General features: G+C 51.4%; 9 protein-coding genes. 5 read left to right on the top strand and 4 right to left on the bottom strand.

Annotated elements, in window-relative coordinates; all coding sequences use genetic code 11:
• Positions 1 to 99 precede the first annotated feature (99 nt).
• Entirely contained in the window at positions 100 to 990 is an 891-nt protein-coding gene (locus tag SH467x_RS02095) for an HNH endonuclease (RefSeq protein WP_482369665.1), read from the bottom strand.
• Positions 991 to 1051: 61 nt separating this feature from the next.
• Positions 1052 to 2155 (bottom strand): integrase core domain-containing protein, encoded by a 1104-nt coding sequence (locus SH467x_RS02090; protein WP_482369664.1) that lies wholly within the window; start codon positions 2153 to 2155, stop codon positions 1052 to 1054.
• Between the two features lie 457 nt (positions 2156 to 2612).
• Between SH467x_RS02090 and SH467x_RS02085 the strand changes: the two genes are divergently transcribed.
• The 5 genes from SH467x_RS02085 to SH467x_RS02065 all read left to right on the top strand — a co-directional run bounded on the left by SH467x_RS02085 (position 2613) and on the right by SH467x_RS02065 (position 7239).
• Positions 2613 to 3320 (top strand): antitoxin family protein, encoded by a 708-nt coding sequence (locus tag SH467x_RS02085; protein WP_482371330.1) that lies wholly within the window; start codon positions 2613 to 2615, stop codon positions 3318 to 3320.
• Complete coding sequence (locus SH467x_RS02080; protein ID WP_482369663.1) at positions 3278 to 3676, top strand: PIN domain-containing protein; 399 nt, start codon at positions 3278 to 3280, stop codon at positions 3674 to 3676. The genes SH467x_RS02085 and SH467x_RS02080 overlap by 43 nt, the downstream gene beginning before the upstream one ends.
• Before the next feature lie 149 nt (positions 3677 to 3825).
• Complete coding sequence (locus SH467x_RS02075) at positions 3826 to 4755, top strand: helix-turn-helix domain-containing protein (RefSeq protein WP_482369662.1); 930 nt, start codon at positions 3826 to 3828, stop codon at positions 4753 to 4755.
• A gap of 568 nt (positions 4756 to 5323) precedes the next feature.
• Positions 5324 to 6454, top strand: a complete 1131-nt coding sequence (locus tag SH467x_RS02070) for a hypothetical protein (RefSeq protein ID WP_482369661.1) — start codon at positions 5324 to 5326, stop codon at positions 6452 to 6454.
• A gap of 254 nt (positions 6455 to 6708) precedes the next feature.
• Positions 6709 to 7239 carry a DUF2252 family protein gene (locus tag SH467x_RS02065; RefSeq protein ID WP_482369660.1) on the top strand — a complete coding sequence of 177 codons (531 nt, stop codon included), beginning with the start codon at positions 6709 to 6711 and terminating at the stop codon, positions 7237 to 7239.
• A 91-nt stretch (positions 7240 to 7330) separates the two neighbouring features.
• Here the strand turns inward: SH467x_RS02065 and glgX are convergent, their stop codons facing one another.
• Both glgX and SH467x_RS02055 read right to left on the bottom strand, forming a co-directional pair.
• The gene (gene glgX, locus SH467x_RS02060; protein WP_482369659.1) at positions 7331 to 9397 is read right to left on the bottom strand and encodes a glycogen debranching protein GlgX; all 2067 of its coding nucleotides are present in this window, start codon (positions 9395 to 9397) and stop codon (positions 7331 to 7333) included.
• A gap of 4 nt (positions 9398 to 9401) precedes the next feature.
• Positions 9402 to 12131 carry an MGH1-like glycoside hydrolase domain-containing protein gene (locus tag SH467x_RS02055; protein WP_482369658.1) on the bottom strand — a complete coding sequence of 910 codons (2730 nt, stop codon included), beginning with the start codon at positions 12129 to 12131 and terminating at the stop codon, positions 9402 to 9404.
• Between the last annotated feature and the right edge of the window lie 282 nt (positions 12132 to 12413).

Genomic DNA, 12413 nt, shown 5'->3' with positions numbered 1-12413 from the left:
CGTTACACGGGGTTAGCGAGCTTGTCGCCAGGGGGACTGATTATAGCAAATCTAGTTAGCCAATCAGGAAGCGGCGGACGAAGGGCGAACGTGCCAAAATCAGGCGCAGAACTTGTGCTCGCGGTGCCAAGCGAGGTGCTGGGGATCGGGCCACAGATTTGTGCTTGTAGGTAATGCGATTTTCAAGCCGTGGAAATCTCGCAATGACTTCTGGTCACGCGTGTCTTCGTCGAAGGTTGAGTGAGCGACGATAACACGGTAGTCATCGTCTAGCGACCATAGACCTTGGTCGAACATCCAGTGGGCGTTCTTGCAGAGAGCGATGCCGTTTTTGGGATCGTTGTTGCGGGATTCTGAAAACTGGTGGATGTGCGCCGCATCGATAATCGATGCTCCATCAATGGTGGTAACTCGATAACCAGTCAGTGCGCAGGTGTAGTTGTAAGCGGCTACAATATCCAAGCGGAATCGAACATCGCGTCCACTTTGATACGACGACTCACTTTCGCAAACTGTGGAGTTGTTATCGGACAAGTCTGCTATCGAGAGGTTCACAAGACTAGCCAGAGCCACTTGCTCTACTGGCTCGAAATAGGATCGAATCAAAACACCGCGTGCCATCGATCGGAAATCTGCCGACTGCGAGAGGCTAAAGAACTCTTCATTGATCTTTACGAACTGTGTTGCCTTCGTATCAAGTGATTCTGTTCCGTCTTTTGTGAAAGCTGACCAAACGCCATCTGATGACAGGTGATAGAACGGAAGGCGAATGTCCATCCGCTGAGTTCGGCGATGCGCGACAATGGTACCGAATTGGCTAAATCGAAACGCAAGCTCCGGTGTGAGCTTCAATAGTGGGCCCTGTAAATCGCCGTTCTCGATCATTTGCAAAACCACTAGCAACAACAAAGGTTTATGCGGTGCCAATCCCTGCGATCGATTGACGCGGAGCTTTCCTAATGTCGCTAGCCATCGTGATTGCGAGTCCACTTTTTGTTTTCATTTCCAATAACTGAATGCTTGGGAAAACAACAAGTATAGCGAATTGGCGTTAGGCCGCTTTCCGCGAATAGTGCTTCAGCAGGCCTCCCAGCCGTTCTTTACAACTGATGCTCGACAGTGAAGTCGTTTCGGGTTCGGTTGATTGTTTTTTCGACTTCTTAGTGCGTTTAGCTTTTGCGGTCGGAAGTACAAGGTTCTCGAGTGACTGATGAGGCCTCTCCATGTGGTAATGCTCGCGATACTCCGAACAGAGGTGATCGAAATGGGCTTTGCCGAACATGACGAAATGGTCGAGACATTCTTGCTGTAGCGTTTGGATAAATCGCTCGACGTATGCGTTTGTGTTAGGCGACCGAAAGGCTGAGACTTTGACGTCTCGCTTGCCAGCCGAGAATGCCTCGTCAAACGACTTCGTGAACTTTGTATCGCGATCGTGCATCAAGAGTTTGCACGACAACTTCTCTTCTTTCACGTGTTGCTTGAACGCTTCGGCTTGTTCCAAAACCCAGGCTTCATCGGGATGGTAACAGGACGGCGTGATGAAGACTCGACGTGTTTCCAAATGCAGGAAGACCAAGACAAACAGATCGCGAAGGCCAGTCTTCGACACGACCTTCTTGGAGTAAAAGTCACACTGCCACATGGTTTTCGCGTGTCGCTTGATGAATTCGTCCCATGTGCCAGGTCCACGTTTGGGGCCGACATCGTAGCCGTTTCGCTTGAGGATGTTTTTCACAGTATTGCGAGTGACCGACTCGATTCCGAGCTTCTTCAGTTCGCCGAGAATCCGTGTGTAGCCCCACGAGTTGTCCTTCGCCAACTTGAGGATTAGCTTCTCAATCTGCTCGGCCGTGCGCGGCCTGCCGACGTTTTTTCGCGCCTTCGCAACTTTGTCTGATGCGTCGCGAATCCAACGCCGGATGGTCGATGGGTGGACGATTGTCGCCAACTCGTTGAGCGCTGATCCTAGGTTCTTGGCAAATCTGACCAAGCGATTCTTTTCGCGATGAGTTAGAATAAGTCGATCGGGAAGTCGACTCCGAAGGATCTGGTTTTCGGCCTTGAGGTAGCTCACCTGGCGGGCCAGTTCCTTGCTAGTCGAACCGGCGATGACGAGCATGAGTGACGTATAGATGTTGCGAAAGCTGGCCATCGTCGAAACAGTGGATTTCTCGGGAAAAGCTTGGTCGGAGCAGAATATTTGCACAGGGGTGCTAGGCTTTGAGATTAGTTCCCCGCTGCCCTGAATCAAGTTTTCCGACCGTGGTCAAGTCTCTAAACGCGTGACCATCGAGTTCTCAGTCGCCTGTAGTTGTCGCCAGAGTGGCGACCAAGACATCTGCGATTCCGCAGACCACACCTTCGCAGGTCATTTTTTCGTGAAGTGGTTTCGATCGTTGAAAAAGAATCGGAACAATCGAATCTCTGCTTAACCAAGCGATTACCGCGTTAGCTGCGGTATCTCCAACCATTCATGCTCCCGATGACGTTTTCGCACGGGGATTTTTGAGACATAGGGGTTTCCTTCGGTCCCCGAGAGAAACCGTTACGAACTGTGTCGTGTTTGATTGAAGGTTGTTATTTAGTGGGCTTTGCCCGAGATTTTGGTTATGTCATGCTTCTACGTTGTGCAATTGTCCTTAATAGGCGTGATGGCTTTGAGGAAATGTGTCCCTCTATCTATAGGGTTACACGCAAACGAAGCAGTTGGACGAAGTCACCTGGCGAGAATTCTAAGAATAGTTTTGATGCCCTTAAATTTCGTACTTGAGTTTGAGACGGGTTTCTTACGGGCTACCAGAGGAAGATGTATTCGCTATGGATCGCAAGTGCGACGAAACGAGCTTCGAGCAATGTTTGCCCTCTGGGTTCGCACCAGAACGAATGTCCTTCGTTACCGCGCGATGCGAAAGTTGCAGACTTCCGAAACCGTCAGCGAAAGGCTCAAATTTGCTGCCGTCACAGGGAGATTTCATTATGATCGTCAGCTGTGCTATAATGATCGGGTTGCCAAAGGTTTGGCGACTTGTTTGACGGTCAGCCTTGGGGGCAATGTGATGAACAAAACGATCCACGCCGTATTTGAAAATGGAGTTTTTCGGCCTGTAGAGTCTGTTGACTTGCCAGAGAAATCCGAAGTCGAATTCGAGCTAAGAGTGGTGGGAAAGAAGGATGCCTGGCCGGAAGGCTATTTCCAACAAACTGCCGGAGTGTTCGCGCATGAACTTTTTGAGCGTCCAGAGCAAGGGATGATGCCTAGCCGAGGCGAGTGGCGATGCGGCATCTGCTCGATACCAACGCTTGGATCATCTACCTGAAAGATCCGGACAGCGGGGTGCGTAATCGACTCTCGGCAGTATCGCCTCAAGACATAGTCACCTGCTCAATTGTTGTATCCGAGCTTCTACACGGTGCTGAAAAGTATGGCAATCGCTTGAAGCGGCTGGCAACGGTTCAAACTCTGCTCGCCCCGTTTCAGTGTTTGCCGTTTGATGAGATCGACGCATCCCACTACGCAAGCCTCCGGCATGACCTGGAGGTCCGCGGCGAAGTGATTGGTCCTTATGATCTACAGATTGCCGCTATTTGCCTTCGGCACCAATGCACGCTCGTGACGAGTAACGTTTCTGAGTTTGGTCGAGTCGATGGTCTAGTCGTTGAAGATTGGTCGTAGGGCGTTAGCAATTGCGAGTTTCAACGGGGTGACCAAACTCGGAAAAGTAATTGGCTCGTCCCATCCTCGCTGCTTCAGCATTTGCAGCGTGCGAGCTTTTGTGTTAACTTAACAAGCAGATCCATTCAGTTAACGCATGAGGGGTGACGATGCCGGACCAAAACCTGATCGATTACATCATTAAGAAAAAGAAGCTCAGCCAATCTGATTTGGCCAAGGAACTCGGTGTGAGTCGGGCTCAGATCACTAAGTGGAAATCAGGGGAAAGGCTCCCGAGTGAACGGCGCTCCCAGTTGCTGAAGCTTGCGGGATTAATGGACTCGGTGTCTGAAGACTGGGCTATCTTTGCTCAATCGGAAGACAATGCCGTCGCTTGGTGCAATTACTTCCTGGAGCTTATTGAGAATATCGAATGGGGATTCTCGCTTCGTGACCTATGTCGTGACTGCCCTGAACTCTACCTATGGCATGCGCTTGAGTCTTTGATGAATATGGGAGCTCACATTGAGCCGACTGCGCCTCAAAGCCATTGGATCAACGAAGAGGAAGGCGAGAGGACCACGCTATCCGCTTGCCTGTTCGAATATCTTGACACGTGGGGACAACTGCATGATTGGATCGATGAGGTGCTAGAGTTCGACGATGTTAACGACGATGCTGAGTATGAATTGTTTGATGTCGTCGGCGACCTGCGTTGGGTCGCTTCAGGGCTCGCCATTGAAGATATGGAACCCAGCTCTTTATCCGCGATTGGATGCGAAAGTTCCAAGATCCGTACTCACATTGAGAAGTGCCGTGAAGATGCGGCGAAGCGACTGACTGCGGTTTGTACGATCCGCACCAAACACGGGTTGCCCATAACAGCGGACTACTTTCATTTACTTACTCTCCCCGCCATAGAACTTGCAGAAGTCTCATGGTTTGCTCCAAAGCCTGAGTCACGACATTTAGGAGAGGCGATCAAGGCATTCTTGCCCTACGCTGAGCGAGAGCTGATCACATTTCAGGAGTACCATGCGATGATGCTAAGGCAGATCGACACAAAACTTGATCAAGTTCTTGCGGCGTTGAATAAATGACTAGTAGCGCCATGTCATGGCATCAGTGGCCATATGGTTCGCGATTCGACGTAGGCGGCAACTTCATTGAACAGTGTGTATAGCGTGCGGCCACAAAAGAACTCCTTGGAATTTTTGCATCATGATATTCACAAAACGTCAATCGCAACTCTTGGACCGCATAGATAGTCTTTTGCTGCATTCACAGGATTTGCCTTGTCCGATCATTGAGGCATGGGGTGGCGGTAGCTTGTTTCGTCTGGAACCAGCTCCAAAGGACGCCGACTGTGTATTCCGATTCGAACATGAACACCGTCTTTGGGATTGGTTTCGTGGCGCGGTTGAAACAGCAGACGCTGAAGTTGCGGCGTCAGCCCGCGAGCTAGGACTCCATTTGCTTCCTGAGTGCGACCAAAGAGTTCTGAACTGGTGGATTGACAATTTCAGCTGGAGTGATCTTCGAAACTACGGAGTGCTAAGTTCCATTGCTTTCCTTCCTGAACGGCTCACTAGGCGTATCATTAAGCGTCACTACCCAGGTATAAGTGTCGTTGAGCTAACAAAAGCCTCAAATCCGACTGCATGGCGTATGACGTTGACAAAGTTCTGGGAGAAGGGTGGAAGGATCGACCGCAATTGCTTGCATCGTTCTGCAGTGGAACTCGACAACGCGGACAGGGTAAATCTTCTCGCGCAGCTTGCTGAGTTCTGGCTCGCCAATCAGTTATTGCGAGAGGCTATCGCCCAACCAAGCGATGAGAAGTTCGCTCGCGCGTGCGCACTTCTGGGCGATGCTGGCTTCGAGAAAGGAGAACAGGTTACGCCGTTGCGAATCGATCAAACAACTCCTGAACTTCGGCGACTTGTCAAGCATGAGACGATTCTTGCCGCCGCGCTTCAGGCCGCTTGTCGCGCTGGCACAACAGATCGAGCAACAATCGCGATTGCGACTCTCACCAGTCAAGAGAAGATAGAGAAATGGGGAAAGGCGTTGGTCGATGACGGACAACTGAAAAATGTTCACCTCGCATTAGCGTCTCATAACCTTCGATACAAACACTATCGCCACGAGTATGAAGCGTTTCAATTGATCACGAGTCTTCATGATCGCGGATGTCTAATTCAGCGGGACGGTGAAGTATTCTGGTTCTTTGGGGATGATTTTAGAGGAGTTGTGTTCTTCAATGACTGGCGCCCGGGCTACAAGCACCGCAACTGTTTATTCTTAACTACCCTTGATGATCGCCGTCCCTACTTCGAATGGCCAGGATATTTCAAGTCGATACCGAGAATTGACGAGGTCTGGTCTATGCTCACTGATTTAAGTACGGATTCGGAGTTCAGTCCAACCAACCCGCTGTATTTAACATGCCCTTTCTGCCAACACAACAACGTAAATCTTGGAAGGTATTTTGAAACGGAGTACTCGCTCGAGGCATGTCCACATGTCGCCTACCTGGAATTAAACTCAAGTGGCGAATTAGTTGAGTCCGTCGGTTTGCTTAGCGACAACAGTGGCCTCGCGAGCGTCAAAGGTAAAGGGATCGACTACTTGGCGAGGTCCAAGGACGATTGGACTGCGATTGGTCTCTTCGTAAAGTCGGAAGCTGATCTTCCAGGGGAGTTGGAGCCTTATGCGGAACTAAACGATCCTTCGGAGTTGCCAGAGTTCCGTACAGCCTGCGCCCGTTACATCGACAGGATCAAGAAACCGAAATAAGCGGTTGAATTCTTAATCCGAGCGAGCTCGTTGATGGCCGAGGGGCTGTTTCCGCACCTTTCGAGCCTAATGTTCTCCCGAAGTGAGATTAAAAGCCCAACTTGCGTTCGCAATGAGTTCGTGGCCCACGCTCGAGGAGCGATTTGATTAACACCCAGGTTGCTATCGAAGAAAAAGAAGCGGAACAAACGGATCTCTGCTTTACAAGGCGATAGCCACGTTTCGCGTACTATCTACAACTCGCCATGCTCCCGATGAGTTTTTCGCACGGGGAGGTGGGAAGCGTAGGTACTTACTGCGCTATTTTGCTTTTGATGGCCAGCGAGGATGATCCTTTGTTTCTTCAAGTCAAACAGGCGCGCCCTTCCGTGCTTGAACCGTACGCGGGTAAAAGTCCCTACACGAATCACGGCGAACGCATTGTCCATGGCTATCGATTGATGCAATCAGCCAGCGACATCTTCTTAGGGTGGGTAGAAGGGGACGCCGGACGTCACTATTACGTCCGTCAACTAAGGGATATGAAAATCAAACCACTCGTGGAGATCTTCACCGCTTCTGTTATGTGCGAATATGGGGAGGCCTGCGGTTGGGCGTTGGCACACGCCCACGCAAGATCGGGGGATCCTAGCACGATCAGCGGCTATCTAGGCAAGAACGATAGCTTCGACGAGTCCTTAGCGGACTTCGCAACAGCGTATGCAGACCAAACGGAAATTGATTTCGAAGCTTTTCGCAAATCGGTTCGCTCTGGTCGGTTTGAGGCGTATACCGAAGATCAGTGATCCATTCCTCGGGTCCTCGGAAAATGCTCCGTACACGATGCCGCATTCCAAAGTTATGTCGCGAGCCGATGTGGCTAGGGAATCCCCGGGACTACTCGAGCGACTTCGAATACAACATCACGACCGAGCGGGGCCCTGCTCGGTAGCTCGAATCGGTAACAGGCGGAGCAGACTCCCATGGCACAATGTCGTCTGGGGATGCAAGCGAAGTGTCGACCCAGCGACGCCATGGGGCACCCTCTACGGGCAGCGGCAGTTCGAAGTCCAGTGGCTCCCAATATCCATTGAGGATCAAATGAAACAGGAGCTTCTCGTCATGAATTTCCGCTCCAAAAGCAATGCTGTGGGAGTTTTCCCCCCAGTCGGGCTCATGCAGCTTTACGCCATGCCAGGCCTTGTTTGCTCGTTCGATCAATTGAGTCAAGCTAACACGACTTTGTTCATGCTTTACATCCCTTAGAAGTCTTCTCGCCGAGAGGAGCTTAACAAATCGGTGGATCTCCGCATGCTTCTCGACCAACGACCAATCGAACCAAGCAGACTCGTCATCGTGACAATAACCATTATTGTTCCCACGTTGCGTTCGGCGAACTTCGTCTCCCATCAGAATCATCGGGACGCCGATCGAGAACATCGTCACCGATAGAAAATTCTTGACCTGACGATCGCGTAGTTGTTCGATCGCAGGATCGTCGCTTGGTCCTTCCACGCCACAATTCCAACTCTTGTTGTCATTCGATCCGTCCCGGTTCTGTTCTCCATTGGCTTCATTGTGCTTTTCGTTATACGAAACGAGATCATTTAGTGTGAATCCGTCGTGACAGGTCACAAAATTCACACTCTGCTCCGGACCTCGCTCTTCATGACCGTACACTTCATGGCTACCGAGCATCCGATCCGCCAATTTCCCGACAGCCCCCGGCTCTCCTCGGAAGAAATCTCGAGCATCATCGCGAAATCGCCCATTCCACTCTTTCCAGGCATCACCGATGAAACTTCCGACTTGATACAGCCCTCCAGCATCCCAGGCCTCAGCAATCAGTTTGGTACCAGCAAGCTCCGGATCGGATTCGATATCCCAAAGAACAGGTGGATTGGGAATGACTTTTCCGGAGGAATCTCGCGAGAGAATGGAGGCGAGATCAAAACGAAAGCCATCCACATGCATTTCCTTGACCCAGTACCGCAGGCTATCGACAATCATGCGGCGAACGACCGGGTGGTTCGCATTGAGGGTATTTCCACAGCCTGAGTAATCGGCATACTTCTCCCCGTTACCTTCCAGGATGTAGTAGGTCGGATTGTCAATCCCCCGAAAGCTGAGCGTTGGACCATCCTTCCCACCCTCGGCCGTGTGGTTAAATACCACGTCCAGGATGACTTCGATGCCCGCGCGGTGCAATGCTTTGACCATATCGCGAAACTCGTCAACTGGGCCTGTCGCACTGCGGTTTGAACCATACGCGGGGTGCGGAGCAAAGAACGAAACAGGCTGGTATCCCCAGTAATTCACAAGACCAGAGGGGCAAGCGAAAGGATCAAAAGCGAATATGGGAAGCAGTTCGACAGCCGTGATTCCAAGATCCTTGAGATAGGGAATCTTTTCGATCAAGCCTGCGTAAGTGCCTCGCTTCTTTTTCGCGACTCCTGAATTGGGATGGCGTGTGAACCCCCCCACATGCATCTCATAAATGATAGTGCGCGAAGAAGGAATCGTCAGTGGAGTATCCCCCTCCCAGTCATATTTCGAATTGTCAATCACGACACTCTTTAAAGCAGTCTTTGTATTTTCTCCGACTGCCCTCGCAGCATCAGGCGAGTAGCCTTTGGGGATTACTACCCCCCGACCGTACGGATCGAGGAGCACCTTCGTCGAGTCAAACCGAAGGCCATTCGCTTTGTCGTCGGGGCCGAAGACTCGGTAGCCATACAGTTGCCCGGGCAGAACCCCTGGTACAAACGTATGCCAATAGTGATAGGTCCGATTGGAAACAGGATCGAGTGTGACGATGCGAGAGGGCTTCACAGCGTCTTCTCGATCGAAGAGGAGCAACTCAACACCGGTAGCAGTCCTCGAATAGATCGAAAAATTGACGCCGTCTTCGGCGATCTCCACTCCCAGAGGGGCAGGACGCCCTGTGTTGGACGATGTACTCATGATGTTATGACCTTACTTTGTTGAAGCCGAAAGCGGATCGTTTACCACCCTGCAAGGCCTTGTCCGCATCGAGCAATCCAAACAGCTGAATGAACTTCGCAACCAATCCAGTCCATCCCGTCTGATGGCTTGCACCCAACCCCGCCCCGTTATCAGCATGGAAATACTCAAAGAACAGCAAGTGGTCGCGCCAGTGAGGATCGTTCTGGAATTTTTCGGTGCCGCCGAAAACGGCCCGTTTGCCGTTCTCATCGCGTAAAAAAATCCGCGTCAGTCGATTGGATAATTCTTCGCTAACTTCGTAGAGATTCATCCACTTTCCGGAACCCGTCGGGCATTCGACTTTGAGGTTATCGCCGTAGTACATGTAGTACTGCAGCAACGCCCTAACGATCATCGCATTCACTGGCATCCATACGGGGCCTCGCCAATTCGAATTACCACCAAACATGCCCGTATTGGATTCGGCAGGCAAGTAGTCGACGCGGTACTCTTGCCCTTGCACGTTCAACACATACGGGTGCTCATCATGGAACTTGGAGATAGACCGGATTCCATAAGGGCTGAGAAATTCGTTCTCATCCAGCATTCTGGCTAAGACACGGCGAAGCCGCTCCGGATTAAGCACAGCGAACAATCCCCGACCGTCGACACCATAGTGCTCAGGACCGACTGGATGCATAGTGCTGGCAAGCTCAGGAACCCGATTCAGTCTTTCCCTCAACCCAGCAAGAGCACGTGGGATTTTCTCTCGCTGCCATGGTTCGACAACCGTCGCAGCACACAAAGGGAGCAACCCAACCATCGAACGGACTTTGAGTCGATGCGCGCTGCCGTCGGGCAATCGGAGCAGGTCATAGTAGAATCCATCCTCTTCGTCCCACATGCTATCCGAACCAGGACGGTTCATCGCGGATGCAATGTAATAGAATTGCTCCACAAATTTGAGAACCATGTCTTCGTATACAGGATCGTGGGAGGCAAGTTCGACCGCCAGCTCTGTCATGTTCTGGCTAAACAAAGCCATCCAAGCCGTCCCGTCTGCTTGCTCAAGATGCCCGCCGGTAGGAAGCGGCGAACTGCGATCGAAAACGCCAATATTATCAAGGCCCAGGAACCCACCTTCGAAAACGTTCTTCCCAAAGCGATCTTTGCGGTTCACCCACCAAGTGTAGTTCAGCATCAATTTATTGAACGCACCCCGGAGAAACTCCAAGTCCGTTTCTCCACCGAGCGCCTGCTCCGTGCGATGCAGGAAGAGCGTCGCCCAAGCATGCACAGGCGGGTTGACATCGCTAAAGTTCCACTCGTATGCAGGTATCTGACCGCTCGGGTGAAGATAAAGCCCTTTCAACATGAGTGACAATTGCTCTTTTGCAAAATCAGGATCCACGAGCGCCAACGGAATTGCGTGGAACGCGAGATCCCATGCGGCGTACCAAGGGTATTCCCACTTGTCCGGCATCGAGATAATGTCTTTATTCAACATGTGGAACCAATCGGAATTCCTCGAACTGCGGTAGCCGGAATGCAGCGGATTCGAATTGTGTTCATCCAGCCAGTTGTCGCCATCAAAGAAGAAGAACTGCTTGCTCCACAGCATCCCCGACAACGCTTGTCGCATGACCTGCGCGGCATCTTCACTGATCGAGGGCGGAGTGATTTCCTGGTAGAACTCATCCGCTTCTCGAATTCTGTCGGTAAACACTTTGTCGAAAGAAGCGTCGAACGGTTGGAATGATGGAGCTGCAGGCTGCTTCGAGAGTCGCAAACGCACAACCGCTGATTCACCGGCTGCGATCGTAGCGTGGTAGTGGGCAGCTGCCTTCGTCCCCTTCCGTTCTGGATTGACTGCCGATTGCCTGCCATGAACGACAAAATCATGGATGCCATCTTTGACGTGGGGACTTTCGTTTTTTTGTCCTGGAAAAAGTCGCTCGTGGTTTGTCTCATTCTCGGTGAAGAGGAGCGATGCCTCCCCCTCACACCAGAGTGCGAACCGACCAAGCGCCGAATGCTCTGCGGAGATCGCATGGGTGGTGGCTGACGCATCCGTCTGGGTAAGGCAAGGTTTCTGGGGAGATCGGTTCGACTCTGCAATCCATTGAGACCAGTCGTTTCTGAACCACAACGTCGGCAGTAGATGCAATTCTGCAGCATCGGGGCCCCTGTTCGCCGCCGTGATGCGTACCAAGATGTCTTCGGGACCCGCTTTCGCATACTCGACAAAGACGTCGAAGTATCGATCTTCGTGAAAGACACCGGTGTCGAGTAGCTCGTACTCCATTTCGTTTCTACCTCGCCGCTTGTTTGTCTCCAACAAATCTTCGTAGGGAAAGGCACTCTGCGGGTACTTGTACAGATACTTCATGTAGGAGTGGGTGGGTGTGGAGTCGAGGTAGAAATAGTACTCCTTGACGTCCTCACCGTGATTACCTTCGCTGTTTGTCAGACCAAACAACCTTTCTTTGAGAATAGCGTCCTTTCCATTCCAGAGCGCCAAGGCAAAGCAGAGTTGCTGCTGGTCATCCGATATTCCAGCCAGTCCATCCTCTCCCCAACGATAAGCTCGAGAGCGAGCATGATCATGCGTGAAGAAATTCCAGGCGTCGCCGTTAACGCTATAGTCCTCGCGAACAGTCCCCCATTGCCGCTCGGAGAGGTAGGGTCCCCACTTCTTCCAACCTTGCTTTTGATCTCGAGCTTCAGCAAGTCGGATTTGTTCCGGATTCATCAATTATTCCTACGTGAATGTTCGGGAATTGTTCTACACCACGAATGATTCCAGCGAACGCCGGAAGCATCTGCCGCCGTCCACCATTCTCTCGCGTTCCTATCTAGCAGACGGAATTTCAATCTATCACACAATCGTTTCTGCGATGTTATTCATCTATACGAAAAACTACCAGGAACATATTGCGGAATGCGCAACGTTCGCATTGAGGATGCTTGGCTGAGGTATAGTGGAGAGGTTGCCGTGCAATCGAACTAGCTCAAGAAGATTTTACAGGGACCC

Source organism: Brakhagea slesvicensis, assembly GCF_052161625.1.
Taxonomy (GTDB): domain Bacteria; phylum Planctomycetota; class Planctomycetia; order Pirellulales; family Pirellulaceae; genus JBKCUI01.
This window is presented reverse-complemented; position numbering and strand designations above follow the sequence as displayed.

What these genes read in the sequence shown, in the direction of transcription:
- SH467x_RS02065 (WP_482369660.1), top strand. Translation starts at nt 6,709, where the DNA reads ATGAGTTTTTCGCACGGGGAGGTGGGAAGCGTAGGTACTTACTGCGCT.
- SH467x_RS02070 (WP_482369661.1), top strand. Translation starts at nt 5,324, where the DNA reads ATGACGTTGACAAAGTTCTGGGAGAAGGGTGGAAGGATCGACCGCAAT.
- SH467x_RS02080 (WP_482369663.1), top strand. Translation starts at nt 3,278, where the DNA reads ATGCGGCATCTGCTCGATACCAACGCTTGGATCATCTACCTGAAAGAT.
- SH467x_RS02085 (WP_482371330.1), top strand. Translation starts at nt 2,613, where the DNA reads ATGTCATGCTTCTACGTTGTGCAATTGTCCTTAATAGGCGTGATGGCT.
- SH467x_RS02075 (WP_482369662.1), top strand. Translation starts at nt 3,826, where the DNA reads ATGCCGGACCAAAACCTGATCGATTACATCATTAAGAAAAAGAAGCTC.
- glgX (WP_482369659.1), bottom strand. Translation starts at nt 9,397, where the DNA reads ATGAGTACATCGTCCAACACAGGGCGTCCTGCCCCTCTGGGAGTGGAG.
- SH467x_RS02090 (WP_482369664.1), bottom strand. Translation starts at nt 2,155, where the DNA reads ATGGCCAGCTTTCGCAACATCTATACGTCACTCATGCTCGTCATCGCC.
- SH467x_RS02055 (WP_482369658.1), bottom strand. Translation starts at nt 12,131, where the DNA reads ATGAATCCGGAACAAATCCGACTTGCTGAAGCTCGAGATCAAAAGCAA.